General features: G+C 52.5%; 24 protein-coding genes and 1 other annotated feature. Of the genes, 21 read left to right on the top strand and 3 right to left on the bottom strand.

All coding sequences use genetic code 11. The annotated features are described in order from the left end of the window. The first annotated feature begins 2 nt into the window (after positions 1-2). From WBG83_RS19300 to gndA, 4 genes are all read left to right on the top strand, one after another. Positions 3-1,277: a lactate racemase domain-containing protein gene (locus WBG83_RS19300; RefSeq protein ID WP_336746965.1), complete on the top strand. Its 1,275-nt coding sequence runs from the start codon at positions 3-5 to the stop codon at positions 1,275-1,277. Further along, on the top strand, positions 1,274-2,836 hold the full coding sequence (gene gntK / locus WBG83_RS19295; protein ID WP_336746964.1) for a gluconokinase: 1,563 nt from the start codon (positions 1,274-1,276) through the stop codon (positions 2,834-2,836). The genes WBG83_RS19300 and gntK overlap by 4 nt, the downstream gene beginning before the upstream one ends. 3 nt (positions 2,837-2,839) lie before the next feature. After that, positions 2,840-3,607: an SDR family oxidoreductase gene (locus tag WBG83_RS19290; RefSeq protein WP_336746963.1), complete on the top strand. Its 768-nt coding sequence runs from the start codon at positions 2,840-2,842 to the stop codon at positions 3,605-3,607. 63 nt (positions 3,608-3,670) lie between these two features. After that, a complete protein-coding gene (gene gndA, locus WBG83_RS19285) occupies positions 3,671-5,080 on the top strand; it encodes an NADP-dependent phosphogluconate dehydrogenase (RefSeq protein ID WP_336746962.1) in 1,410 nt (469 codons plus the stop codon). On the opposite strand, the gene WBG83_RS19280 is transcribed toward gndA, so the two are convergent. Then, positions 5,064-5,381: a hypothetical protein gene (locus WBG83_RS19280; protein ID WP_336746961.1), complete on the bottom strand. Its 318-nt coding sequence runs from the start codon at positions 5,379-5,381 to the stop codon at positions 5,064-5,066. The genes gndA and WBG83_RS19280 overlap by 17 nt on opposite strands. Before the next feature lie 121 nt (positions 5,382-5,502). Here WBG83_RS19280 and WBG83_RS19275 point away from each other — a divergent pair, with 121 nt between their 5' ends. Next, on the top strand, positions 5,503-6,024 hold the full coding sequence (locus WBG83_RS19275) for a shikimate kinase (protein ID WP_336746959.1): 522 nt from the start codon (positions 5,503-5,505) through the stop codon (positions 6,022-6,024). Positions 6,025-6,153: 129 nt separating this feature from the next. On the opposite strand, the gene WBG83_RS19270 is transcribed toward WBG83_RS19275, so the two are convergent. Continuing rightward, a complete protein-coding gene (locus tag WBG83_RS19270) occupies positions 6,154-6,450 on the bottom strand; it encodes a rhodanese-like domain-containing protein (RefSeq protein WP_336746958.1) in 297 nt (98 codons plus the stop codon). Between the two features lie 111 nt (positions 6,451-6,561). Here WBG83_RS19270 and crcB point away from each other — a divergent pair, with 111 nt between their 5' ends. The 15 genes from crcB (at position 6,562) to acsA (ending at position 20,682) form a co-directional block, all read left to right on the top strand. Next, a complete protein-coding gene (crcB, locus tag WBG83_RS19265) occupies positions 6,562-6,951 on the top strand; it encodes a fluoride efflux transporter CrcB (protein WP_336746956.1) in 390 nt (129 codons plus the stop codon). Next, positions 6,948-7,316, top strand: a complete 369-nt coding sequence (locus WBG83_RS19260; protein WP_336746955.1) for a fluoride efflux transporter FluC — start codon at positions 6,948-6,950, stop codon at positions 7,314-7,316. Before crcB ends, WBG83_RS19260 begins: the two co-directional genes overlap by 4 nt. Positions 7,317-7,347: 31 nt before the next feature. Continuing rightward, positions 7,348-8,640 (top strand): 3-phosphoshikimate 1-carboxyvinyltransferase, encoded by a 1,293-nt coding sequence (aroA, locus tag WBG83_RS19255; protein ID WP_336746954.1) that lies wholly within the window; start codon positions 7,348-7,350, stop codon positions 8,638-8,640. 31 nt (positions 8,641-8,671) lie between these two features. Beyond that, positions 8,672-9,508, top strand: coding sequence for a C39 family peptidase (locus WBG83_RS19250; RefSeq protein ID WP_336746953.1), 837 nt, complete (start codon positions 8,672-8,674; stop codon positions 9,506-9,508). A 12-nt stretch (positions 9,509-9,520) separates the two neighbouring features. Further along, positions 9,521-9,952, top strand: coding sequence for a CoA-binding protein (locus tag WBG83_RS19245; RefSeq protein WP_336746952.1), 432 nt, complete (start codon positions 9,521-9,523; stop codon positions 9,950-9,952). 22 nt (positions 9,953-9,974) lie between these two features. Beyond that, positions 9,975-10,631, top strand: a complete 657-nt coding sequence (gene thiE / locus WBG83_RS19240) for a thiamine phosphate synthase (protein ID WP_336746951.1) — start codon at positions 9,975-9,977, stop codon at positions 10,629-10,631. 262 nt (positions 10,632-10,893) lie between these two features. Next, positions 10,894-11,469 (top strand): hypothetical protein, encoded by a 576-nt coding sequence (locus WBG83_RS19235; protein ID WP_336746950.1) that lies wholly within the window; start codon positions 10,894-10,896, stop codon positions 11,467-11,469. A gap of 127 nt (positions 11,470-11,596) precedes the next feature. Continuing rightward, entirely contained in the window at positions 11,597-13,504 is a 1,908-nt protein-coding gene (locus WBG83_RS19230) for a glucose PTS transporter subunit IIA (RefSeq protein ID WP_336746949.1), read from the top strand. Continuing rightward, the gene (ptsP, locus tag WBG83_RS19225; protein WP_336746947.1) at positions 13,497-15,206 is read left to right on the top strand and encodes a phosphoenolpyruvate--protein phosphotransferase; all 1,710 of its coding nucleotides are present in this window, start codon (positions 13,497-13,499) and stop codon (positions 15,204-15,206) included. Before WBG83_RS19230 ends, ptsP begins: the two co-directional genes overlap by 8 nt. Before the next feature lie 44 nt (positions 15,207-15,250). Further along, complete coding sequence (locus tag WBG83_RS19220) at positions 15,251-15,775, top strand: type 1 glutamine amidotransferase domain-containing protein (protein ID WP_336746946.1); 525 nt, start codon at positions 15,251-15,253, stop codon at positions 15,773-15,775. Beyond that, positions 15,775-16,260 (top strand): VanZ family protein, encoded by a 486-nt coding sequence (locus WBG83_RS19215; RefSeq protein ID WP_336746989.1) that lies wholly within the window; start codon positions 15,775-15,777, stop codon positions 16,258-16,260. Before WBG83_RS19220 ends, WBG83_RS19215 begins: the two co-directional genes overlap by 1 nt. A 94-nt stretch (positions 16,261-16,354) precedes the next feature. Further along, positions 16,355-16,777, top strand: a complete 423-nt coding sequence (locus tag WBG83_RS19210; protein WP_336746945.1) for a hypothetical protein — start codon at positions 16,355-16,357, stop codon at positions 16,775-16,777. A gap of 316 nt (positions 16,778-17,093) precedes the next feature. Then, positions 17,094-18,098: a catabolite control protein A gene (ccpA, locus tag WBG83_RS19205; protein ID WP_336746943.1), complete on the top strand. Its 1,005-nt coding sequence runs from the start codon at positions 17,094-17,096 to the stop codon at positions 18,096-18,098. A gap of 38 nt (positions 18,099-18,136) precedes the next feature. Further along, entirely contained in the window at positions 18,137-18,841 is a 705-nt protein-coding gene (locus WBG83_RS19200) for a 5'-methylthioadenosine/adenosylhomocysteine nucleosidase (RefSeq protein WP_336746942.1), read from the top strand. Positions 18,842-18,963: 122 nt separating this feature from the next. Then, the gene (acsA, locus tag WBG83_RS19195; protein WP_336746940.1) at positions 18,964-20,682 is read left to right on the top strand and encodes an acetate--CoA ligase; all 1,719 of its coding nucleotides are present in this window, start codon (positions 18,964-18,966) and stop codon (positions 20,680-20,682) included. A gap of 127 nt (positions 20,683-20,809) precedes the next feature. Here the strand turns inward: acsA and WBG83_RS19190 are convergent, their stop codons facing one another. Next, entirely contained in the window at positions 20,810-23,956 is a 3,147-nt protein-coding gene (locus WBG83_RS19190; protein WP_336746939.1) for a transglycosylase domain-containing protein, read from the bottom strand. Positions 23,957-24,072: 116 nt separating this feature from the next. Continuing rightward, positions 24,073-24,381, top strand: a binding site (T-box leader). A gap of 62 nt (positions 24,382-24,443) precedes the next feature. Here WBG83_RS19190 and tyrS point away from each other — a divergent pair. Further along, positions 24,444-25,697 carry a tyrosine--tRNA ligase gene (tyrS, locus tag WBG83_RS19185; RefSeq protein ID WP_336746988.1) on the top strand — a complete coding sequence of 418 codons (1,254 nt, stop codon included), beginning with the start codon at positions 24,444-24,446 and terminating at the stop codon, positions 25,695-25,697. Positions 25,698-25,988: the final 291 nt, after the last annotated feature.

Genomic DNA, 25,988 nt, shown 5'->3' with positions numbered 1-25,988 from the left:
CGATGAGTGAAGTCATCCGGGAAGTGCTAAAAGAGATTCCGGTTCCCAAAATGGTGCGCATCCGTCAAAAATTTGACGGCACCAAGCTGGAGGACCCTATCGCAGAATTGAACAAAGAACTGCAAAAGCCGGGCGCGATTGATCAAATCAAGCCCGGCCAGCAGGTCGCCATCGCCGTGGGAAGCCGCGGCGTGGCCAATCTGGCCGAACTGACCAAAGCAACGGTTGACGCAATCAAGGCAGCCGGCGCACATCCGTATATCGTTCCTTCCATGGGCAGCCACGGAAGCGCAACTGCGGAAGGCCAGGCCGAAGTGCTTCATCATCTGGGCGTACACGAGCAATCGATGGGATGCCCGATTCGCTCTTCCATGGAGGTCGTTCAAATCGACGAGCTTCCGAACGGCCTGCCGGTTTATGTTGACAAAATCGCTTCTACAGCGGATGCGATTGTTGTCATTAACCGCGTTAAGCCGCATACCGCCTTCCGCGGCCGCATCGAGAGCGGAATCATGAAAATGATTGCAATCGGTCTCGGTAAACAGCGCGGCGCTGAAGTAACCCATCAGCTCGGATTCAAATACATGGCGGAGAACGTGCCGGCTATGGCCAACAAAATGATGGCGAAGCTGCCTATCGTTTTCGGTGTCGCCGTGGTCGAGAATGCTTTTGATGAAACATGCATTGTCGAGGTTTTGCCGACAGCACAGGTAGAAGAGCGCGAAATGGAGCTGCTCGAAATCGCCAAGGCACGTCTGCCCAAAATTTTGTTCAATCAAATCGATGTGCTTGTCATTGATTACATCGGTAAAAATATTAGCGGCGACGGCATGGACCCGAACATTACAGGCCGTTATCCGACACCATATGCGACCGGCGGTCCGGATGTGTCCAAGATGGTCGTTCTGGACGTAACCAAGGAGTCCAAAGGAAACGCTAACGGCGTCGGTACTGCTGATTTCACAACCCAGCGTCTGATCGACAAAATGGATAAGCCGGGCACATTTATGAACGGTCTGACTTCAACGGTGTGCGCGCCGACGAAGCTGTCCACTTATTTGGAAAATGATCTGCTCGCGATTAAAGCGGCGGTTAAAACTTGCAACATTTTGGATTACAACACGTGCCGTCTGGTGCGCATCAAGGATACGCTGCATCTGGGCGAAATCGAAATTTCCGTGAATTTGCTGGAGGAAGCGAAGCAGCATCCGGATATCGAGATTTTGTCCGAGCCATATGATTGGGCGTTCGACAGTGAGGGGAATTTGCAGAAATGAGCGGTGCACTAGCTAGCAAACCATATATGATTGCTGCCGATATTGGTACAACCAGCGCAAAAACGCTCGTTATCGATCGCAATGGCGTCGTACTTGGCTCTCATTCGATTGAATACCCGCTGTTCACACCGCGCGCCGATATTGCCGAGCAGGACCCGGATGAAATATTTGCCGCGGTCCGGACCGGCATCGCCGAAGTCATCCGCAAAGCGGGGATTTCCGCGCAGCAGGTGCTGTTCGTTTCGTTCAGCTCGGCCATGCACAGCCTGATTGCGCTGGACCGGGATTTAAATCCGCTCACCCGCTGCATTACATGGGCGGATAACCGGAGCGCCGGTTATGTGGAGCCCTTGAAACGGGATTTGAACGGGCACCAAATCTATTTGAACACCGGTACGCCGATTCATCCGATGTCACCGCTGCTGAAGCTGATGTGGATGAAGGACAACGAGCCGGAGCTTCACGACAAAACCTATAAATTTGTCGGGATTAAAGAATATGTGTTCGCGAAGCTGTTCGGCCAGGTCATTATTGATCATTCCTTGGCAAGCGCTACAGGCATGTTTAATTTGCGTGAGCTGGATTGGGACAAGCAAGCTCTGGAAGTGACCGGGGTACGCCAGGAGCAGCTTCCGAAGCCGGTACCGACAACGTATATCCTGGAAGGCCTAAACTCCGCTTATGCGGCTGAGATGGGACTAGACCCGTCGACACCGTTCATTGCGGGGGCTTCCGACGGCGTTCTGGCCAACCTTGGTGTAGGCGCGTTCGAGCCGGGCAAATATGCGGTCACAATCGGGACAAGCGGAGCGGTACGCGGTGTAGTGCGCCAGCCTTTGACCGATCCGGAAGGCCGCTTGTTCTGCTACAACCTGAAGGATGACTTCTGGGTTATCGGCGGACCGATTAACAACGGGGGGATTATGCTGCGTTGGGCGCGGGATCAGCTGGCTACGCTGGAGGCGGAGGAAGCGCGTCGTCAAGGCATCGATCCTTACGACAGGCTGACGGAAATCGCGGCGAGTGTCGCTCCGGGCTCCGACGGGCTGCTGTTCCTGCCGTTCCTGACAGGAGAGCGTGCGCCGTATTGGAATGCGAATTCCCGCGGAGTATTCTTTGGCCTTTCCATGCAGCATGAGAAGAAGCATATGGTTCGCGCGGTCATGGAGGGCGTTATGTACCGGATTCATTCGGTGCTTCGGCCGCTTGAGGCTTTGGGCGGTCCGACACAGGAGCTTCGCGCATCCGGCGGCTTTGCCCGTTCCACCTTCTGGCGCCAGCTGATGGCAGATGTGCTGGGCACGGAATTGACCGTACCGAATACGATTGAAAGCTCGGGCCTTGGCGCCGCTCAGCTTGGTCTGCTTGCACTGGGCGAGACACGCGACTTCTCGTCCATATATGACTGGATCCGCGAAGGTGTCCGTCATGAGCCGAACAAGGAAAACGGCGTCATCTACGAGCGTCTATCCGAAATTTATATGAACGTATATAAATCGCTGCGCGGGTCGTTCGATGATATCAGCGCATTCCAGCAGCAAAATCAGGGGAGGAACTAAGCGATGAATTTGTTTGACCTCACAGGAAAAACCGCTGTCATCATTGGCGGAAACAGTACGCTTGGCGGTTCGATGGCAGTTGCGCTGGGCGCATACGGTGCGAATGTAGCCATTGTCGGCCGGAACCAGGAGAAATGCGAGGAAGTCCGCAAGCTGGTGGAAGCGGAAGGCGGAAAAGCCAAAAGCTTTGCTGCAGACGCAACCAAAGTAGAAGATTTGAAGACGCTGCTTGCCGATGTGCTTGCATGGACAGGCCGTGTTGATATTTTGATGAACTGCCCGGGCAAAAACAGCCCGACGCCGTTCTTCGAAATCACAATGGAAGAATATGATTCTATCATGGAAGTCAACCTGAAAAGCGTTGTGCTGGCTTGCCAAGTATTCGGTAAGCAAATGGTGGATGCGGGCCTGGGCGGCAGCATCATCAATATTTCTTCCGTATCCTCGGATCCGCCGTTGTCCAAGGTGTTCACTTATTCCGCGTCCAAAGCCGCGGTAACCAACATGACCAAATTTTTGGCGAAGGAATTTGCGCCGGCAAACATTCGCGTAAATGCCATTATTCCGGGCTTTTTCCCTGCAGAGCAAAACCGCAAAATTTTGTCGCCAGAGCGTGTCGCTTCCATCATGGGCCACACACCAATGAACCGTTTCGGCGAGCCATCCGAGCTTCAAGGAGCGGCGGTTTATTTGGCGGCAGAGAAGGCTTCCGGCTTTGTTACCGGTACAACCCTCCGTGTTGACGGCGGATTTGGAGCCATGACAATTTAATCGGAATCATGTATAGTAAATAGTGGATTAGGATTAAATTTAGAAAAGAATGGAGAAAACCATATGTCGAAACAACAAATTGGCGTCATCGGTTTGGCCGTAATGGGTAAAAATCTGGCGCTCAACATCGAGAGCCGCGGCTTTTCTGTAGCGGTATACAACCGTTCCCCGGAGCGGACGCAAGATATGATTAAAGAAAACCCGGATAAAAACCTGCAGGCTACATACAGCATTGAAGAGTTTGTAAACGCGCTGGAAGTGCCTCGCAAAATTCTGGTTATGGTTATGGCAGGCAAGCCGACTGACGACACTATCGAGCAGCTGCTTCCTTACCTGGAAAAAGGCGATATCCTGATCGACGGGGGCAACGCATACTTCCCTGACACCCAGCGCCGCAACAAAGATCTGAGCGCTCGCGGAATCAACTTCATCGGCGCCGGCGTTTCCGGCGGTGAAGAAGGCGCACTGAAAGGCCCGGCAATTATGCCAGGCGGTCAAGAAGAAGCCTACAAACTGGTTGAGCCAATTCTGACAGGCATCTCCGCTAAAGTCGGCGGCGATCCTTGCTGCACCTATATCGGACCGGACGGCGCAGGCCACTATGTAAAAATGGTGCACAACGGCATTGAGTACGGCGACATGCAGCTGATCTGCGAAGCGTACGACCTGCTGAAACGCGTGCTCGGCCTTAGCAATGAAGAGCTCGCGGATATTTTCGCCGAGTGGAACAAAGGCGAGCTGGACAGCTTCCTGATTGAAATTACAGCAGACATCTTCACTAAGAAGGACCCAGAGACCGGCAAGCATATGGTCGATGTAATTCTCGACAAAGCCGGCCAAAAAGGCACCGGTAAATGGACAAGCCAAAATGCGCTTGATCTCGGCGTGCCGCTTTCCGTTATCACGGAGTCGGTATTCTCCCGCTTCTTGTCCGCTCTGAAGGACGAGCGCGTAGTAGCAAGCAAAGAGCTGCAAGGACCGAAAGCAGCAGCCTTCACCGGCGACAAAAAAGCATTCATCGAGGCGGTGCGCAAAGCGTTGTACGCAAGTAAAATTTGCTCTTACGCACAAGGCTTTGCCCAAATGCGCGCTGCTTCCGACGAGTACGGCTGGAACCTGAAATACGGCAACCTGGCGATGATTTTCCGCGGCGGCTGCATCATTCGCGCCGGCTTCCTGCAAAACATCAAGGATGCCTACGATCGCAATCCGGAGCTGAAAAACCTGCTGCTTGATCCGTACTTCAAGGAAATCGTTGAAGGGTACCAGGATGCTTGGAGAACCGTTGTCGCGACAGCAGTTACTCACGGCGTACCGGCCCCAGGCTTCTCGCAAGCACTGGCTTACTTCGACAGCTATCGTACAGAGCGTCTGCCGGCCAACCTGCTTCAAGCGCAGCGCGACTATTTCGGTGCGCATACGTTCCAGCGTACGGACAAAGAAGGCTCGTTCCACTTCAACTGGATCGGCTAATGCCTTCGTCTTCCGCAGTTAAGCCATCGAGCGTCTCTTTGACCCAAGCCCGCACGGTTTCGACCTCAGGTCCGCAGGTGTAGCGCCGGTGAATGAGCAGCATGGCAATTTCGGAGAAATAATGAAAATTCATTAATAAGCGTGGCTGGGGAAGACCAAGCACTAAGGGGTCTTTTTCAGCCACCTTTTTTTTCACATACTCCAAAATCCAAATTAAATCCTCCCGGCACAAGGTGTGGGAAGGCTTCAGCAGTTGTTCCAGCTTTTGCTTCTCTTGCTCGAGGATGGTGGGGAAGAACATAAGGGTTCAGCTCCTGACCGTGTTATATTTTAGGGATTAGTACCATCTTTACTATTCTTCCTGCGGTTTATGCGCTAAAATAAATAGGTTCGAAAAAAATAACACGTTGGATGGATGAGCGATGCAAAAACAAAATATTGTGCTGGTAGGTTTTATGGGTTGCGGCAAGACGAGTGTGGGCAAGGCGCTTGCGGCCAAATTAGCTTGGACGCATACAGACATCGATGAGCTTGTCGTACAACGTGAAGGCATCTCGATCTCAAGCTTGTTTGCAGAGCGGGGTGAAGCTGCGTTTCGGGCGATTGAAAGCTCGATTATTGAAGAAACGATGCAGGGACAGCAGCAGGTCATTTCGACCGGAGGCGGTGCGGTGCTGGCTGAAGCCAACCGCCAGGCTATGCTGGATAAAGGCCTGGTCGTCACCTTGAAGGCGGACAAAGCCACAATTATTGCGAGAGTCCAGAACGATGCATCACGTCCCTTGCTGCAAGGAAACCTGGAAGAACGGGTGGAGCAGCTGCTGCAGCAGCGCAGCGCAGCTTATGATTTCGCTGACGTAATCATCGACACTACCCCATATTCGGTCGAGGAAATAGTCGATCGGATCGTTTCGGAATGGGACAGGATTACTGGGGGAATATAGCTGTAAGCCGCATGGACCTCTGATGAACTAGCCTTCGGGCTCCGCAGCAGCGGAATGAATCCGTTCTTGCCTCGTACACTGCGGAGAAGCCGGCGGCTAAATAAAAAATGAAGCATGAGAAGTCGGTTGTCAGCCGAGCGTATCCCATTCGAGCATGCCGCCCGTCATATTTTTCAGGCCTGTGAAGCCAAGCGATTCGAGATATTCATAGGCTCTGCCGCTTCGGTTGCCGCTGCGGCAGACCAGAATAATTTCCTCTGTACGCTGAATCTCACGGCTTCTGTCAGGCAAATCCCCCAGGCGAATATGCTGGGCCCCTGAAATCATGCCTTGGGCGACTTCGTCGTCTTCACGTACATCGATAATGTTAAGCGTTTCGCCGGCATCCAGGCGGCGCTTAATGTCTGCAGGTGAAATGGTATTCATGGTTTGTCCTCCTATGTACGTCGCTGAAATAGGTGAAGCTGTGTGCTATTATGCCCTAATCATAGGTCGGGCCGAACAGAAAGTCAATGTGCGGAAGGGATGGGAATACAGATGCGTCCACGTATATGGGGATACATGGCGGCGGCGGGAATCGCTGGTTCACTGCTGCGATACGGAATAGGGGCCGTGCTGAATCCTCAAAACCCGGCGGCTTTTCCCTGGGGTACCTTGACGGCGAACCTGCTGGGCTGTCTTTTGCTGGGCTGGCTTACGGCCCAAAGCGGCCTGTTGGCGCGTTATATGGGCGCCGAAGCGCGGGCTGCGGTAACGACCGGCTTTGTTGGCGCATTTACCACCTTCTCCGCTCTTGGCCTGGAAACGGTACGCTTGCTGGCTGCAAATGCATCGCAAACAGCGGCTGTCTATGTGGCGTTTAGCGTTTTGGCGGGCCTTGCGGCGGTTTGGTGCGGAGCAAAGATTGGGGGAGGCCTGCCATCATGAGTTATTTGTCTGTCATTGTAGTTGTGGCGGCCGGCGGCATCCTTGGAACATGGCTTCGGTTTAAGCTGGCGGGTGTGCTAAACCGGGCGTTTTCATCTCCTGTTCCATATGGTACACTGACTGTAAACCTAATTGGTTCTTTTGTCATAGGTTGGGTGATGGGGTCGAATGCGCCGCTTTTACTGCGGAATTTTGTCGCTACGGGTTTTTGCGGAGCGTTGACGACATTTTCCACCTTGAAGCTGGAGCTGCTTCGTCTGGCACAACAGCGCAAATGGGGGTCATTTGCCGTTTATTTTTTACTTACATACGTTCCTGGCCTATTGCTGGTCTGGGCGGGGTATACCGCGGCTTCCGGCCGTTAAGCCGTTATTATGGATCATAAGGAGAGTATACATGAAGGCAATCGTTACACCGACTCCTCGTCTGACAGGAGAAATCAACGCACTATCGTCCAAAAACTATACGACTCGTTATTTGCTTATCGCAGCCCTTGCAGAAGGGACAAGCACCATTTATTATCCGGCTCACAGTGATGACAGCGATGCGATCCGCCGCTGCATCCGCGATTTGGGAGCGGTTCTGGAAGAAGATGAAGAGAAAATTGTTATTACCGGCTTCGGCAAACATCCGAAGCATGTCAGCGAGCTGAACGTCGGCAACGCAGGAGCTGTGCTGCGATTTTTAATGTCCGTCGCTGCATTTTGCCCGGAAGTTACGTTCATTAATGTGTATCCGAATTCGCTTGGCAAACGTCCTCATAATGACCTGATCGACGCGCTGGGTCAAATGAACGTAGAGGTCGATCATAACGACGGCAAGCTGCCGATTACGATTCGCGGCGGGCAGCCGAAGGGCGGCAAAATCCAAGTTTCGGGCAATGTGAGCTCGCAATTCCTCAGCTCCCTGCTATTTGTTACACCGCTGCTTGAGGAAGACAGTGAAATTGAAGTGCTCCATGATCTGAAATCGAAGGTTATCGTCGGCCAAACGCTGGAGGTCATCCAGCAGGCGGGTATTCGAATCGAAGCGAGCGCGGACCTGATGCATTATAACGTACCGGGCAGGCAGTCTTATGCGGCCAAAGAATACGTAGTGCAAGGCGATTATCCGGGATCGGCGGCCATTCTGGCTGCTGCAGCCGTAACGGAATCGGATGTAAGGGTGCTGCGTCTGGAAGAAGAAAGCCGTCAGGGCGAACGGGCTGTAGTCGATGTGCTTCGCGCGATGGGCGTGCCGTTAACGCATGAGAACGGCGTGGTGCACGTTCAAGGAAACGGCCGACTCAAAGCCGGCGAGTTTGATGGCGATCATTTTACAGATGCGGTGTTGGCCATGGTTGCGGCTAGCGTATTTGCCGAAGGCACCTCGCGTTTTTACAACGTGGAGAACCTCCGCTACAAAGAGTGTGACCGCATCACCGATTTTCTGAACGAGCTGAGAAAAGCAGGCGCTGATGTCGAAGAGCGCCAGAGTGAAATTATTGTGCACGGGAAGCCGGAAGGCGTAGAGGGCGGTGTGGAGATCGACGCTCATTACGATCACCGCGTAATTATGGCCCTGACGGTGGTTGGGCTTCGCTCGCGCAAAGGACTGACGATTAAGGACGCGCATCATGTCGCAAAATCGTATCCGAACTACTTCGATCATCTGAGAGCCCTCGGCGCAAAGGTTGAGCTTGTAGAATAGTTCTTATTACTCCAAAAACGAGAGTGGTGCTATGCTGATATTCAGAGGAATAAGACTCGCGTTTACGGTGCTGACCATTGGAGCGCTTCTGCTGCTGAGCGCTGTATTCAGTGTCCTTCTGTATGCGAAGGTATCAGGCAGGGAAGTGATCTTCTCCAGCAGCGGTCCCGTTTTTGCTGATTATGAGACTCCTCTCTCCACGCCTCAGCCGAATCCGCCCCAGGCGGCGGAGCCGGTGAAGGAGACGGTAGAGGAGCAGCCTGTCAAAGCATCCGCGATGATTGACGCGCCGGTCATTCATCAATTCCCGGAGCTTCCTTCGGGCTGTGAAATTACAAGCTTAACCATGCTTCTGCAGTTTTACGGCGTTCAAAAGTCCAAGATGGAAATGGCATATGAAATGAAAAAGGACACCACACCGATTGTTTGGGGTCCTAACGGAACGATTAAATCATGGGGAAATCCGAACACAGGCTTTGTCGGTGATGTGTACGGAAAGAGCAAAGGTTTCGGAATTTACCATACTGCATTGTTTGAATTGCTGCAAAGCTATGTACCAACGGCCGTTGATTTAACCCGGAGCGACTTCTCGGCACTGGAGAAGCAGATTTCCGACGGCGTGCCGGTGGTTGCTTGGACGACGATTAATTTTACCGATCCGGGCAAATGGGTCACTTGGGATACTCCTATCGGACCGATTGAAACAACGTTTATGGAGCATGCGGTTCTGCTGGTCGGATACGACAGCGATTTTGTGTATGCTAATGACCCGTGGACGGGTAAAGGCAAAGTAAAAGTAGACAAGCAGCAATTTATCCAAAGCTGGACGGTAATGGGGAAGCAGGCCATTTCCTACACCAATTCATAGGAGGCTGAAATCATGGCATTTGAGAATCCGACGAGAGAACGAATCAAGGAGCTGCTGGAGCAGCCCGGCAATATAGCGGTTGTCGGATTGTCCGATAATCCGGACAAAGTATCCCATATGGTTGCTGCCGCGATGCAGACCCGCGGTTATCGGATTATTCCGGTAAATCCCAACGCGGATACGATACTTGGCGAAAAAAGCTATGCATCGCTTTCGGATATTCCGGAGCCGGTACATATCGTGAATGTGTTCCGCAGGCCGGAAACGGTTGTCCCGGTCGCTGAAGAGGCAGTGAAGATTAAAGCCAACGTCTTCTGGCTGCAGCAGGGAATCGTCAATGAAGAAGCGGCGCAGATTTGCCAGGCTGCAGGTCTAGAGGTCATCATGGACCGCTGCATTAAGGTAGAAGATGCGGTACTGCAGCCGAAGCTTTCCGTAAACTAGTCAACTAGCGGTGGTGGAAGCAATGACAAACGAACAAACACAGCTGCGCGGCGCTTTAGCCGTATACCTGGTAATGGGGCTTCAAAGTGTAAACGGCAAGACAGCATTGGGAGTAGCGAAGGAAGCGCTGGAGGGCGGAATTACGATGCTGCAGCTTCGGGAGAAGCACGCGCCGCTCCGTCAGGTTCTCCGTGAAGGCCGTGCAATCCGTGAGCTGTGCCGGAGCTATAACGTTCCTTTTCTTGTGAATGATCGGATTGATGTAGCGATGCTGCTGGAGGCCGATGGGGTTCATGTGGGGCAGGATGATATTCCCGCCTCAGAGGCCCGAAGCTTGCTTGGACCGCAAGCCATTATCGGAATGTCTGCCGGTACCGAAGAAGAGGTGCACATTGCTCTGCAGGAGAACCCTGATTATTTGGGTATCGGCCCGATATACGCCACGGCGACAAAGGGCGATGCCGGCGCTCCGATCGGTACGAGGCTTCTGGAATGGAGCCAAAAGCAAGCCTCACTTCCTATGGTCGGTATTGGCGGTATTACGGCTGGAAATGCGGGCGAGGTCATTACAGCGGGAGCGGATGGCGTTGCAGTGGTCTCTGCGATTACCGCAGCCGGCGATCCCGGACAAGCGGCATCCAAGCTTCGTTCTATCGTTCATACGATGCTCCTGCGCTAACACGCAGGGGCTTTTTCTACATTTGCCAGAGTGAAGGATGAAACACACGGATTAGGCCAAAGGATTCAGTAGAGGGCGCTTCACCCGGCTCCCTGCGGCGCAATATTTCGCTACAGTGGCGTACAAGGGCGGCCGGCCGACAGTATTCGTCCTGGCGGTATTCCAGTTTTTCGCACAAATAAAAAGAGGCCGTCAAAGTCAACAATAGTAAAGGCTTCTTGAGCACCAAGAAGACTGTGAAAAACGCCAAGGAGGAAATCCCGTGTACAATCAATTTCAACCCTTCCAGCAAACACAGCAGTTTCAAAATCCGTCGTATTCTATGACTGGCAGCGTGGTGAATAATCAGCGTTATCAGCCAACCGGCTTTGTTCAATCCTACTACGATCAATACCAGCAAAATCACGCTCCGATGCAGTTCGGCGCCGGTCAAGCAGGAGCGGGGTTCAGCCAGGCTGGCCAATTGTCCTATAACGCGTTAAACCAACCATCGTTTGTAAATCCAAACGCATACCACACAGCAAATTATCGTGGCAACATCCAGGGCCATGACAGCTATTTGCGTTCGGATTCCCAAATGCCAAGCCAGCAATACGGGATGTCCTCCTATGGCGCAGGGCAAACGAATGCAGGCTTTAGCTCCGGGGCGTCCTATCAGCCGATTCAAAATGCAATGGGCTATGGGCAGCAGGCTTCGGCGCAATCTTATCATCTGGCCAATTACCGCGGTAACATTCAGGGCCATGATCAATACCTGCGCGAAAATAATCAAAATCAATTCCAAGCCTCTGGCGGTTATGCTTCCCAGTTTCAGGGCGGGATGAACCGGGGATTCTAATCCAGGCCGATGATTGTCGAAACCTTGACCTGATTGGGGCGGTGTAAGCACCGGCTTCAAGGTCAAGGTTTTTTTTGACAAACCGGGCTGCAGGCTTTACCATCTTAAATAGAAAGGAGAGGATGCTTTGAATTTGATGGGCAATTTACAGCAATTTGGGCGCTCGTTAATGCTTCCGACTATCACATTGCCGGTCGCGGCTATTTTGCTGCGGATTGGTGATTTGCCTTGGGATCAGATCGGCTTGCCGCGAATGGGTGAAATTTTAATCCTTGCCGGTCAAGCGATTTTTACATACCTGCCCTTCATATTTGCCATAGGCGTAGCTCTAGGTCTGACTGAAAGCGCGAGTATCGCTGCCATGGCTGCCTTAGTCGGCTACTATATCTTTACGTCGCTCACCCGCAGTTTTTTGGGCAGCGGCTTTGAATTAGGGGTATCCGGCGGTATTATGATCGGGCTGGTCGCCGCGCTATCGTATAATCGCTTCAAAAACATCCGGCTGCCCGAGTACATTCAATTTTTTGGCGGGCCGCGTTTTGTACCGCTGTTTACAGCGCTGGTCACCTTGGCCTTGTCCATGCTGTTCATCATGATTGGACCGACATTGCAGAAGGGCTTGGAATATTTCGGTCAGTTTCTGCTCGGAACAGGCGGGTTCGGGACGTTTATTTATGGCGTGCTGTACCGTCTGCTCGTTCCTTCGGGCCTGCACCATATCCTGAACAATTTCTTCTGGTTTCAGCTCGGCTCCTATGAGCGAGGGGGAGACGAGGGGATTGTATTCGGGGATTTACCGCGCTTTTTCGCGGGGGATCCGACAGCCGGGGTGTATATGGCCGGGCTTTATCCGATTATGATGTTCGCTCTACCGGCAATTGCGCTGGCTATCGTGCAGGAGGCGCGTGAGGATTTAAAGCCCAAAATCCGCATTACTTTTTTTAGTGCCGCGCTTGCGTCTATTTTGACAGGGGTATCGGAGCCGATTGAGTTTGCCTTTTTGTTTGCAGCCCCTTACTTATTTGTTATTCATGCCTTTTTGTCCGGCGCAGCGATGTGGATTGCGTACGAGCTGGATATCCACCATGGGTTCGCTTATTCGGCCGGGGCTATTGATTACTTAATCAACTATCATCTGTCGAATAATGCGTTATTGCTTCTGCCGATTGGTCTGGCCTACGGGGCGGTGTATTATGTTTTGTTCCGCTGGGCTATCCGGCGGTTTCAGATTCCGACGCCGGGCAGGGAGGAAGGCTCGCAGCTGGAGGAGTTCGCCGATGATATTCCTTACCGTGCCCCGTTAATTGTGCAGGCGCTGGGCGGAAAGCAGAATATCGTCAAGATCGAGGCCTGCATTACCCGGCTGCGTTTGACGCTGGCCAACGACCGCATGATGGACATTAATGCGCTGAAGGGGCTCGGCGCAGCAGGAACGATACGGCTTGGCGGTGGCAACGTTCAGGTTGTCTTCGGCACCTTCTCGGAGCTGATTCGCGAGGAAATGATTAACGTCCTGCGTAAGGACGTCGTTCAGGTGCTGTTCCAGTCGCCGATGCAGGGACGCATGATTCCGCTTGCGGAAGTGCCGGACCCGATCTTCGCAGGGAAAATCGTCGGCGGCGGGGTTGCCTTTTTGCCGGAACGCGGTGAATTGCTGTCTCCGGTGGCCGGAACGATTGTCCATTTGCATCCGGCGATGCATGCGATTGGACTGCAAACCGAGGAAGGGCTTGAAGTGCTGCTCCATATCGGCATCAATACTTCTGACTTGCCGGGCAAGTGGTTTCATGCCGCGGTTCAGGTTGGAGATGTCGTCGAGCCGGGACAGCTGTTAATCCGGTTTAACCATGCCAAAATCAAGCAGCACGCCAAATCCTTGGCGACACCGATGGTCATTACCAACTCGGAACGGGTGAGGTCATGGAGCTTCGCGCCGTTTAACCATGTCAAAAAAGGGCAAAAATCGGTCATGTCCGTCGTGCTCAAGGAATTAACAAAGGATAACAATCTGGGGGGAGGAACAACAGGTGCATAAGGGAACAGGCGCTTCTTCCGGCATAGCCATAGGCAAAGCGTTCATCCTTCCTTCCTTCGAGTGGGATTTCCCCGAAACGATGGTTGATGTACAGGATCTGGCTCTGGAATTTGAACGGTTTTATGAGGGCATCAGAACATCCAAGGATGAGATTGTCACGATGAAGCAGGAGCTGTCGGATGTGCTGGGCAAAGAAGAAACGAACATCTTTGACGCCCATCTGGCCATATTGGAAGATCCGATATTCATGAATGAGGTGCAGGGGCTTATTCAGCGGCAGTACAAAGCTGCCGAGGTAGCTGTAAAAGAGGTTGTGGACAAATTCGTAAGCATGTTCGAGCTGCTGGATGACGAATACATGAAGGAACGGGCGCTCGATATCAAGGATGTCGGCAACCGGCTCCTCAAGCACCTGCTCGGAATGTACGAGGATAATTTGCCGCCGCAGGATCATCCTTATATTTTAGTGGCGCAGGAGCTGTCTCCGTCTCAGCTGGCCCACCTGGACCCGTCACGCGTGCTGGGGATTGTGACGATGGTTGGGGGAAGAACCTCCCATACGGCGATAATGGCCCGCGCAATGGGCATCCCGCTGGTCATCGGACCGGATCAGGGCATGGATTTGCCGATACAAAATGGGGACCTCGTCGTGCTGGATGGGGATGAAGGGCTGATGTATATTAATCCGAACCCGATGGTTATTGAGCTTTATGTTCAGCGCAAGGAGGAGTGGCAGCGTCACCGGGAAAGCCTGCAGCGCATTGTCCACGAGCCCGCGCAGACGATGGACGGAACGGAGATGGTGCTGGCTGCTAATATCAGCTCGATCAAGGAGCTGGAAATGGCCCTTAAGAACGGGGCGACGGGCGTGGGGCTGTTCCGTACCGAATTTTTGTATATGGATCGGGACACGCTGCCGAAGGAAGAAGAGCAATTCGAGGTGTACCGGGAGGTCGCCCAAAAAAACGGCGGGCAGCCGATTGTCATCCGCACGCTTGATATTGGCGGAGACAAGCAGCTGGATTATCTGGCTTTGCCGGAAGAGGATAATCCTTGTCTGGGCTACCGGGCGGTCCGCATTCTGCTGGATCGGCGGGATTTGTTCAAAACGCAGCTGAAGGCTATTCTGCGGGCCAGCATGTACGGAAATGTCAAAATCATGTATCCAATGATTTCCTCCGTAGAAGAGGTTCGAAAAGCCAATGAGGTGCTGGAGCAGGCTAAACGGGAGCTGCTTTCGGAAGAAAAGCCGTTTAAGCCGGATGTGGAAGTGGGCATTATGATTGAGGTGCCAGCCGCAGTAGCTATTGCTGACTTGCTGGCCCGGGAAGTGCAGTTTTTTAGTATCGGTACAAATGACCTGGTGCAGTACGTGCTAGCTGTAGACCGCATGAACGAGAAAATTGCGCATCTGTATGACCCCTATCATCCAGCTATTATCCGTTTGTTAAAGCAAACAATCGATGCGGCCCGCACCCGGGGAATCCCGGTTTCTGTCTGCGGCGAGATGGCCGGGGATGCCCAAACCCTGCCTCTGTGGCTAGGACTGGGCGTCCGCGTTCTCAGCATGTCCGCCCAGTCTTTGCTTCAGGTGAAGAGCCGGCTCCTTGCAAGCAGTGAGGCGGAGAGCCGGGCGCTTGTGGAGCAAATATTGACTTGTGCAACCAGCGAGGAAATTAAACTGGTGCTGCAAGCACAATAAACGATGCAAGCACAGCAAACTAGACCAATGGAGGAGAAACGCACATGGAATTGAAAAACAAAAAAATTCTCGCTTTTGTAGAAGAAGAATTTGAAGATTTGGAAATGTGGTACCCGGTGCTGCGGCTTCGTGAAGCCGGTGCCGTTGTAGATGTGGCCGGTCCGGTAGCAGGGCATGTGTACATCGGTAAGTATGGTGTTCCGTTAAAAGCCGAAGTAGCGCTTGATCACGTATCGTCTGCGGATTACGACGGCCTGTACGTTCCCGGCGGATGGGCGCCGGACAAGCTGCGCCGCTATGCTTCGGTCCTGCGACTGACCCGCGAATTTCACGAAGCGGAGAAGCCGATTGCTCATATTTGTCATGCGGGCTGGGTGCTTGCATCTGCCAAGATATGCCAAGGCTATACCATGACTTCGACACCGGGCATCAAGGATGACTTGGAAAATGCGGGTGCTATCTGGGTGGATGAAGAAGCGGTTGTTGACCGACACATTGTATCGGGACGCAGACCCCCGGATTTGCCTGCTATGATGCGGGAGTTTATTCGTGTGCTGGCTGAACGGTGATGACAGCGATGCAGCCGGATAACAGGCTGAACAATAACGGGGGACGTCCCAAAGGTAGAAGCAAGTCATCTTCATGGCGTTTTATCCGGTGGATACCCGCTGTAATCATGATGGCGCTTATTTTTGCGGCCTCTGCACAAAGCGGCGAGCAGCTTGATACGATGCTGCCTTTTTTTCAGCGCTGGTTTCCTGCTATGGAGGGGTTTAACTGGGGGCATTATGTCACTTATTTTATCCTTTCCATCTGCTTCTATTTTGCGTTAGGAAGCCGTAGCTGGCGGGCGAAGCTGCTTTCGGTGGCGCTTTGTGCAGTTTACGGGGGAACGGATGAAATTCATCAGCTGTGGGTTCCCGGCCGGATGGCGGACTGGCTTGACCTGAGGAATGACACCATCGGGGCAGCCCTTGCCATGCTGCTGCTGAGCATACCGGCTGTAGATCGGGTTTATGTCAAAATGTGTCGCATTTTCTCGCGCCAGACATAAAATACCACCTTTTTTCGGCAGGATATTCAACGGGAGGGGTCGAATATATACCCTCGAAAAGGAATGTCTTGCGCGAGTGAAGGAGTGGGTTTGGTTGGAGAAAGATTGCAAATGTGGCGAGAAAATGGCGCTGAAATTGCGCACCGTCATTTTTCAAAGCCGGGTGGAGATAGAGAATGTACCGATTTTTACTTGTCCGTCCTGTAACCGTTCCAGTGTATTTCCACCGGTTAAGCCGGACTTGAGTCGGTTGATTCAATCGTTCGGGGACAAGCCTGATAAGCAGCAGGTGTTCTTTAATGAGGCGAATGAGCTTTCTTTCCTGATGTGCAAAGCATCGGATAAGCGGTATATCGATATGCCGATTGAAGTCATTATTCAGGATCGTATTAACGAGCTGCTGGACATGCTGCTGCTTTGTCAGTCGCTGGGCGATGTGGAATGGATCGATGACACCCGCCACCGGCTGGCGCAAATCACCGAGCATATGAGCACAGCGTACGATTTTCACAATTAATGAGTGCCAGGCATGGGGGTATGAAACAGGAGTCCGCCCATATATTCACATTGCTGCAGCAAGCCTGGGAGAGTAGGCCTCAATCTCCGGAGGCTCTGCCAGTACGGAATGGAAGGACGCTTGGCATACCCCGCTATTTGCGAACGGCGATCGATCGCTAACAGATGCCCAAAACGGAGCTTAATCGGCAGGATGTAAGCTTTTTTTCCGCTCGTGTATTTGCGAAAACGTTCATTTTGTCGTATGATAACTTTATGAAAACCGTTATGAAAATAGTGAGGTTCTATTAAATTTATACATATTGGAGCGAATGAACGTGACCGTAACCATTTATGATGTTGCTAGGGAAGCTGGAGTTTCGATGGCGACGGTTTCCAGGGTTGTGAACAACAATCCGAACGTGAAGCCTCAAACCCGCAAAAAGGTTTTTGAGGCCATTGAGCGCTTGGGATATCGGCCAAATGCTGTAGCCCGGGGATTGGCAAGTAAGAAAACGACAACTGTCGGTGTGGTTATTCCCGATATTTCTAATTCTATTTTTTCGGAAGTGGCACGGGGCATTGAAGACATTGCCAACATGTACCATTATAATATCATTTTGAGCAACGCTGATAAGAAAAAAGAGAAGGAAATCCGCGTCATCAATACGCTTCTGGAGAAGCAGGTCGACGGGCTGCTGTTCCTGGGCGGCGCTGTTACGGAAGAGCACGTTCAGGCGTTCCGCACGTCCTCTGTGCCGGTGGTGCTTTGTAACACAACAACGGAAGACGAATCGATTCCGTATGTGGATATCGATCATGAAGCAGCGGCCTTCGATGCGGTGAAGCTTCTGATTGAACAGGGCCACCGCGATATCGGGATGATTAGCGGTACGCTTCAAGACAGAGCCAACGGGTATCTACGGTACCAGGGCTATAAGCGTGCGCTGGAGGAAGCGGGTATTCCGCTTCGGGATGAGTATGTGCGGATCGGCAATTACCGGTATGAATCCGGTATTGAAGTGATGAAATATTTTCTGGAGCTGTCGGATCGTCCGACCGCAATATTCTCGGCCACAGACGAAATGGCGATTGGGGCAATCCATGCGATTCAGGATTCTGGTCTGAAGGTGCCGGATGACTTCTCGATTATGAGTATCGACAATATTCGTATGGCTTCCATGGTGCGTCCGCAGCTGACCACCGTCGCCCAGCCGATGTATGATATTGGCGCAGTTTCGATGCGGCTATTGACCAAGCTTATGAATAAAGAAAAGGTCGACATGTCGCGGGTGATTTTGCCTCACGAGATTATTCAGCGTAAATCAGTGGCTCAGCGTTAAGTTGAGCCTTTTTTTGTGGAAAGGGGAAGGTGTTCGCAATGAAATGGAATACGATTGGTTTAATTGGCGCGATGCAGGAAGAAATCGAGCTTATGCAGCAGGTGCTGGAGCAGCAGGAGTCGGTACAAAAAGCGGGTATTTCCTTTATCAAGGGACAATATGCCGGAAAAAACGTAATTTTGTGCCGCTGCGGGGTAGGCAAAGTAAATGCGGCCGTTTGCACACAGCTTCTGGTGGACCACTTTCAAGTCGATGTTGTGTTGTTTACAGGGGTGGCCGGCGCGCTCGACCCGTCCTTGGATATCGGAGATATTGTCATCTCTACCGACTGCATTCAGCATGATATGGATGCAAGCGTGCTGGGCTTCCCGCGTGGCACGATCCCTTTTGCGGAGGTGTCCGTGTTCGAGGCTGAGCCTGAGCTGGTAAAGCTGGCGGCGGATTGCAGCCGTAAGGTATTTGAAGGACGCACACTGGAAGGACGGATATTGTCCGGAGACCAGTTCATTGCCAGCCGGGAAACCGTGAAGCAGCTGTATGAAGAGCTCGGCGGCGCATGCACGGAGATGGAAGGGGCCGCTGTAGCGCAGGTTTGTGTGATGAACAAGGTGCCGTTTGTTATTATTCGTTCGATGTCAGATAAAGCGGATGGGTCTGCGCATGTGAACTTCGCGGAGTTTACAGTGCGTGCTTCTGCAAATTCACATCAGATTATCGAACAAATTTTACAAAATATTGAATAAATTATAAAGGCTTAGGATAGGAACATAGAAAAGGCTATGGTATAATGTGTGCTATGGCCTTTTCTTTTTGCCTGAAATGTAAACGTTTTTATTCCATATTATTGAAGGTGGAGGCAAGCAGGATGATGGAGGAACAAGTAATACCCGCAACGGCACAACAATCGAACCTGGGGAAGTATGAAGAAGCTCGAGAAGGTTTTCGCTTTGAGGATATTGAAAGCGAATTCACTTGGCACCATACCAACAAAGTCAATTTAGCCTATGAGGCGATTGACCGCCATACAGAAGGAGCAAGACAGCACAAAGTCGCCCTTTACTACAGCGATCAGCAGCGTCAGGAGCAGTATACCTTTGATGAGATGAAGCGCAAATCGAACCAATTCGGCAACGTGCTGCGCAAGCTCGGCGTCTGTAAGGGCGACCGTGTCTTTATCTTTATGCCTCGTTCACCTGAGCTATATTTCTCGCTGCTGGGAACGATTAAGATTGGCGCGGTCGTAGGCCCTTTATTTGAAGCCTTTATGGAAACTGCGGTGCGTGACCGCCTGGAGGACAGCGAAGCCGTTGCAATCGTTACGACCCCGGCGCTGCTGCCGCGTATTCCTGCGTCGGATTTGCCTGCGCTGAAGCATATTATTTTGGTCGGGGAAAATATCGATTTGCAGGACGGCCAGGTTGATTTTCACGCGGAAATGGCTGCGGCTGCGGATGAGCTTGAGATCGAATGGGTCGACCGGGAGGACGGCTTAATCATTCACTACACGTCCGGTTCCACAGGGAAGCCGAAGGGCGTGTTTCATGTTCACAATGCCATGATTCAGCAGTATTATACCGGTAAGACCGTGCTTGATTTGCGGGAGGACGACGTGTACTGGTGTACTGCGGATCCAGGCTGGGTGACCGGTACTTCGTACGGGATTTTCGCCCCTTGGCTGAACGGTGCAACCAATGTCGTACGGGGAGGACGATTCAGTCCGCAGGATTGGTACCAGACGATTGCAAAATACCGCGTTACGGTATGGTACAGCGCGCCGACGGCCTTCCGAATGCTGATGGGAGCGGGGGACGACGTTGTCAAACAATTCGACCTGTCGTCCCTCCGCCATGTGCTCAGTGTCGGCGAGCCGCTGAATCCGGAGGTTGTCCGTTGGGGCTTGAAGGTGTACGCACAGCGTATTCACGATACGTGGTGGATGACGGAGACCGGGGCGCACCTGATCTGCAATTACCCGGAAATGGCGATTAAGCCCGGTTCAATGGGCCGGCCGATTCCGGGGGTGGAAGCTGCAATACTTGATGATCAGGGCAATAAGCTGCCGCCTTACCAAATGGGCAACCTGGCGATTCAAACACCATGGCCTTCCATGATGCGGCGGATATGGAATAATCCGGCCAAATACGAGGAATACTTCCGGATGCCGGGGTGGTATGTATCCGGAGATTCCGCTTACATGGACGAGGACGGTTATTTCTGGTTCCAGGGCCGGGTAGACGATGTAATCAATACATCCGGGGAACGCATCGGGCCGTTCGAGGTCGAAAGCAAGCTAGTTGAGCATCCGGCCGTTGCTGAAGCGGGTGTAATCGGCAAGCCTGATACTATGCGCGGTGAGATTATTAAAGCATTTATTTCCCTCCGGCAGGGCTTTACCGCCTCCGATGAGCTGAAGGCCGAAATCTCCAAATTCGTGAAAGAAGGGCTCTCGGCTCATGCCGCTCCCCGGGAAATCGAATTTAAGGATAAGCTGCCCAAAACACGCAGCGGAAAAATTATGCGGCGTGTCCTCAAGGCGTGGGAGCTAAACCTGCCTGTAGGTGATCTGTCGACACTGGAAGATTAAGGTTATCCATCGATCGGGTAATTGATGCTTACTTATACAAAATCCCCCTTTGCAGCCATGGCTGCAAAGGGGGATTTTAGCTGTTACAGAGGCAACTTCAGTTGTTGGCTGGCTTCACGCCATCTGTCTATTGGCTTGATGTGTAATAAATGGACGAAGATGGCTGAGAGGTGCCGTTGTCATTGATTGCGACGAGCCGGTACCAGCCGTTAGCAACAGCGGCATAATATGTAATGCTGGTTGTGCTTGAAGAATGAAGCTTACGGTAGGTTCCGTTTTCGGTTTCGCTGAAGTATAGCTCGTAACGGGTAACCCCTTCTGCAGATGCATTTGCTTTCCAGCTCACGACGACGGCTGCACCCTTAGGCGCAATCGTAAGTCCGCCAGGAGAACTCGGGGCTGTTTTGGTTTTTCCTCCAGTACCCGGATTGCTTCCTGTACCTCCGGTGTTCTGGCCTTGAGGCTGCCCTGCTTCGTTGTCCGGCAGTCCCAGGCTTCCTGGGCCGCCTGTATCAAGCGGCGGAAGGAGCGGCGCATCGCCGCTGGCCCGGTTATCGCTGTAGATGACTTTGCTTTTGGCCGATTCGTTTCCTGCGATGTCTACGGCGGTGACGCTGTAAGCCGCAACTGTCCCGGCCGCTGCTGTATCCTCAAAGGTCGGCGTTCCGCCGGTGAAAATCACTTTGCCATTCTCTTTCTTCAGCGGGCCCATATTATCCGAGCGATATAACCGGTATCCGACAACATCGGCTGTTTCGATCGGCTTGAAGGTGATGTTGAATTTGTCGCCGGTATGCGTCAAACTCAGATCCGTTGGCGGCGGCGGCGGGCTGCCGTCATCGCTGCGCGGGTCATCCGATACAGGGGCATCCTGCTCCATATCGGTCGGATAATAGTGGCTGAGCGGTTTTCTGCTGCTGGCCGGAACTTTTTGCAGCGCAGCCTCGACCTCTTTCATCAGCACAGATAACGGCGGGTCCCGTTTAATCATGACTTTCTCCTGAACCATGTCATCCGGAGTTGCAGGATTAGCCAGGTAATGAATCCCGTTGTAGGTCACATATTTGGCTTTTACGAGTACATTGTCTTCCTCGGTCGGCGCGAATTTCTTGTTGAATATGTCCGTTTGTACCTTGCCCGCCTGAGAGGTATTTTCGTTCGGAAGCTTGCCCGAATACGAAGATACGGTCACGTCAATGACGCCGCTTGGGCGAGGCGTTTTTCGCTGGTTGGCAAAGACTTTCGGAGCTTTATCGATGGCAGCATCCATAACCTTCGCCCAAATCTGCTTGGCCCGCTGCGTGCCGCAGCCTACGGCCCATGGGCAGCTTTTTTTGGAGAGGGTGTATTTCATTTGCTCATAGCCGACCCAGACGCCCAGGGTGACGTCATTGGTAAAGCCCATGTACCAGGCATCGGCATCATCCTGGGTTGACCCTGTTTTACCGGCTGTATACACCTTGCTGTAGTGCTTAAACGTTTTCGGCAGGTCTGCAGCTGTTCCAGAGGTGACCACAGAACGAAGCATGTCATACATAATGTACGCTGTCTCCTCGGAGAAGGCGGTAACCGGTTTGTGATCCTGTTCATACACGGTTTTGCCGGCAGCATCGACGATTTTGCGAATCATGTACGGCGGGTTGAAAACGCCCTTGTTCGGAATGGAGGTATAGGCGCCGGTTAGTTCCTGCACCGAAACCCCATACGTCAGTCCGCCGATAACCCCGGTTTGGGCATATTTATAATCATCGTCGGTAATGGACGTGATGCCGAGCTTGCGGGTAAAGTCCCATCCTTCCTTGATGCCGACATCCTGAAGGAAAACCTTAATGGCCGGAATGTTGTAGGACTGCTCCAGTGCTGTCCGGGCCGTTACGAGACCATGATACTTGTAGTCCCAGTTCTCCGGCAAATGGACACCCTTTGCCCCGTCCTTCAGCACGATGGGCACGTCATCAATAATTGTAGCCGGCTGGACTGTGCCTTTCTCGATGGCTGGCAAATAGGCCGCAATCGGCTTCATGGTTGAACCTGGCTGCCGCTGCATTTGTGTGGCATGGTTCATCTGCTCCGTATAGAAATCCCGGCCTTCAATCATGCCGAGAATAGCGCCGGTCTTGTTCTCAATCATGATGGCGCCGAGCTGCTCCATTCCTTTGGTCGCGTCATCGGGCGCGAAATTCGCTTTATTTTCCCCGATGGCCTTCATTTCGTCGTAAATGGTTTTGTCAATGGTGGTGTATACCTTGTATCCGCCCCGAAGAAGCTGGTCCCGCGCATCCTTCATGGCCTCGTTGTATTCGGATGCTTTCATGCTGGCCGTGTTCTCGTTTTGCTGGCGGAGTAAAATATCGGCGGCTTGCCGCTCCGTTTCCAGCATCAGGAACGGGTACGTGCTGTATGCCTTCCGGCTTGGAGCCGCCATGGCAGAACGGATGTCGAAGGCGAGCGCTTCCTGATACTGCGCAGGCGTGAGCGTTCCAATCTCCTGCATCCGCTTCAGCACCAGCTGCTGACGGGTAATGGCCTTCTTAATGGCCGTTTCGTCAAATTCACCCTTGCTCGTATAAGCGGAATAAGTGCTCGGCTGCTGCGGAAGCCCGGCCAAGTAGGCGGATTGGGCAATATTCAGCTGGCTTAGATCATCGATATTAAAAATACCTTTTGCCGCAGCTTTAACTCCGTATAAATTATAGCCGCTGGATCCATTGCCAAAAGGGATCTTGGTCAAGTAGTGCAGAAAAATTTCATTCTTGGTCATCACCCGTTCCAGACGCAGCGACAAGAAAATTTCTTTGAATTTCCGGCTGTCTGTCCGGTCGAGGCTTAAAAATACACGGCGGGCGAGCTGCTGGGTAATTGTGCTTCCCCCGGTCTGCACGTTCTCATGCAGCAGACGCTGCTTCACGGCCCGGAACAAGCCAGCTACATCTACCCCCGGATGCTCATAAAAATCATTGTCCTCAATAGCCAGAAACGCATCCTTGACCTGAGGGGGAATTTCCTCCAGTGTCAGAACGCGCCGGTCTTCTTCGGAACGCAGCTGTCCGATGACCGTATCGTCGCGAAAATAGGCGAAGCCGGTATAAGAATTTTCCTCCATTTTTTGCATGATTTCATCCCGGCTTCGGACAGGATCGTCTTTCACGAGGGCGCTGACGTAGCCAAAGGCGATGCCGGCTCCGAGAAAACCGAATACAATCGCGAACACAACCGCCCATTTAATCGTGAACCACAGGCCGCGGCCGATGCTGCGCATAGTTCCTTTTTTCATGAATCGTCCTCCTTAATGAACAAGCACAATTATACCATAAAAGACGCGGAACGGTAAAAACAGGTTTGACTTCATATGTCGGTTTATGATATAAAATGGTGTAAACTGAATCACAAGGAAATGCAACGAAGGATACAAGTAGAAATCAAATGCATTGCTTTCAGAGAGCCGGTGGGGGTGCAAACCGGTACATGCCTGATTTCCAAATACAATCCGGAGCAGAAAAGGGGAACACGGTATCAAGACAGGCGAGCCTGGTTTTAGTACCGTCAGTAGCTTTTATTACGGTGGCACCGTTACAGCTTCTGAGGTGGAAACCGGTTTTAGATCCAAGACGTCTGTCATGGACATGTATGCGGCTGTTTATACAGCAGGCTCCGGTTTCAATAAGGGTGGTATCGCGAGAACAGCTTCTCGTCCCTTTTTGGGACGGGGGCTTTTTTTATTTTCTGGAGGAGGTATACACATGAGTGAAGCAGCAAAAGAACTGAAATGGGAACAGCTGACTGCAGCCCAGCAGCAAGAGGTGGAGCACCAGCTTGCCGTCATTCGCCGTGGGGCGGTGGAGATTGTACCGGAAGAGGAATTAAAGCTGAAGCTGGCGAAATCTGTCGTCACAGGCGAGCCTTTAAAAATCAAGCTCGGGCTCGATCCGTCCGCGCCGGATATCCATGTCGGCCATACGGTGGTGCTGCACAAGCTGCGCCAGTTCCAGGAATTCGGACATCAAGTGCTCCTGCTTATCGGTGATTTCACAGGGCGAATCGGAGATCCGACCGGCAAGTCGGAAACCCGCAAGCAGCTGACGGAAGAAGATGTCAAACGCAACGCCGAAACCTACAAGAAGCAAATTTTCAAGCTGCTCGATCCGGAGAAAACCCGAGTGGTGTATAACGCGGAATGGTTAAGTCCGCTGAAGTTTGCCGATGTGGTGGAGCTGGCCGCGAAGGTTACGGTAGCGCGGATGCTGGAGCGGGATGATTTCAGCAAACGGTACAGCTCCGGCCTGCCGATTCATATTCATGAATTTTTCTACCCGTTGATGCAGGGATATGATTCCGTGGCACTGCAAAGCGATGTGGAGCTGGGCGGAACCGACCAGAAGTTCAACCTGTTAATGGGGCGGACACTGCAAAAGGAATACGGGCAGCCTACCCAAGTGGCCATTATGATGCCGTTGATCGAGGGTCTGGATGGCGTTAACAAAATGAGCAAAAGCCTTGGCAACTACATCGGTATCGATGAGGAGCCGAATCAAATCTACGGAAAAGCCATGTCGATTCCGGATGAGCTGATGACCAAGTACTATGAGCTGGCCACAGACATTGGCGGCGAGGAGCTGGAGCAGCTGCGCCAAGGCTTGCAGGACGGCACGGCCCACCCTCGTGATGCAAAAATGAAGCTGGCGTACACGCTGGTGCGGATGTACCATGGGCAAGCCGCCGCTGATGAGGCGCAAAACCATTTCGTAACCGTCTTCCAGCAGCGCGCGCTGCCTGAAGATATTGAAGAAGCCGTGCTGCCTGCTGCAGAGCTGGAGAATGGAAGCATTCGTCTGGTGAAGCTGCTGGTGACGCTAAACCTTCAAGCCTCCAACGGGGAAGCCCGCCGCAGCATTACCCAAGGTGCCGTAAAGCTGAACGAAGAGAAGCTGACGGATCCGATGAGCGAGATTGTACCTCAGGACGGGGACGTGCTTCAAGTAGGGAAGCGGAAATTTGTCAAAATTAAGCTTGCATAGGATCTTATCCCGGCGTTAAGCCGATGAATCTGAAAAAGGACTGCCGAAATTGGACGAGCATTCGTTCAGCTTCGGCGGTTTTTGTTTATGCCTCACATTCCGCACCCTGATCATGTGGTAGCGAATGGCTTTTTTGGGGGTCAGCAAGCCGTTAAACGCGTGTAGCGATGGCTTCAGAAGCAACACCATCGCTGAGGCAAGTCGATTCAGTTAGCCGAGGTAAACCGATTCATCCAAACCGAGACTGGCCAACACGCGCTTCTCCTCTTTACTCAAGGGGCGGGCGAATTG

The sequence above is a fragment of the Paenibacillus sp. y28 genome, assembly GCF_037137075.1.
GTDB lineage: Bacteria > Bacillota > Bacilli > Paenibacillales > NBRC-103111 > JBBBNV01.
This window is presented reverse-complemented; position numbering and strand designations above follow the sequence as displayed.

Coding starts and splice junctions, on each gene's coding strand:
- thiE (WP_336746951.1), top strand. CDS start 9,975: ATGACAAACGAACAAACACAGCTGCGCGGCGCTTTAGCCGTATACCTG.
- WBG83_RS19260 (WP_336746955.1), top strand. CDS start 6,948: ATGAGTTATTTGTCTGTCATTGTAGTTGTGGCGGCCGGCGGCATCCTT.
- aroA (WP_336746954.1), top strand. CDS start 7,348: ATGAAGGCAATCGTTACACCGACTCCTCGTCTGACAGGAGAAATCAAC.
- WBG83_RS19280 (WP_336746961.1), bottom strand. CDS start 5,381: ATGTTCTTCCCCACCATCCTCGAGCAAGAGAAGCAAAAGCTGGAACAA.
- WBG83_RS19275 (WP_336746959.1), top strand. CDS start 5,503: ATGCAAAAACAAAATATTGTGCTGGTAGGTTTTATGGGTTGCGGCAAG.
- crcB (WP_336746956.1), top strand. CDS start 6,562: ATGCGTCCACGTATATGGGGATACATGGCGGCGGCGGGAATCGCTGGT.
- WBG83_RS19245 (WP_336746952.1), top strand. CDS start 9,521: ATGGCATTTGAGAATCCGACGAGAGAACGAATCAAGGAGCTGCTGGAG.
- WBG83_RS19200 (WP_336746942.1), top strand. CDS start 18,137: ATGAAATGGAATACGATTGGTTTAATTGGCGCGATGCAGGAAGAAATC.
- WBG83_RS19190 (WP_336746939.1), bottom strand. CDS start 23,956: ATGAAAAAAGGAACTATGCGCAGCATCGGCCGCGGCCTGTGGTTCACG.
- WBG83_RS19300 (WP_336746965.1), top strand. CDS start 3: ATGAGTGAAGTCATCCGGGAAGTGCTAAAAGAGATTCCGGTTCCCAAA.
- WBG83_RS19215 (WP_336746989.1), top strand. CDS start 15,775: ATGACAGCGATGCAGCCGGATAACAGGCTGAACAATAACGGGGGACGT.
- gntK (WP_336746964.1), top strand. CDS start 1,274: ATGAGCGGTGCACTAGCTAGCAAACCATATATGATTGCTGCCGATATT.
- WBG83_RS19220 (WP_336746946.1), top strand. CDS start 15,251: ATGGAATTGAAAAACAAAAAAATTCTCGCTTTTGTAGAAGAAGAATTT.
- gndA (WP_336746962.1), top strand. CDS start 3,671: ATGTCGAAACAACAAATTGGCGTCATCGGTTTGGCCGTAATGGGTAAA.
- WBG83_RS19250 (WP_336746953.1), top strand. CDS start 8,672: ATGCTGATATTCAGAGGAATAAGACTCGCGTTTACGGTGCTGACCATT.
- WBG83_RS19290 (WP_336746963.1), top strand. CDS start 2,840: ATGAATTTGTTTGACCTCACAGGAAAAACCGCTGTCATCATTGGCGGA.
- WBG83_RS19270 (WP_336746958.1), bottom strand. CDS start 6,450: ATGAATACCATTTCACCTGCAGACATTAAGCGCCGCCTGGATGCCGGC.
- acsA (WP_336746940.1), top strand. CDS start 18,964: ATGATGGAGGAACAAGTAATACCCGCAACGGCACAACAATCGAACCTG.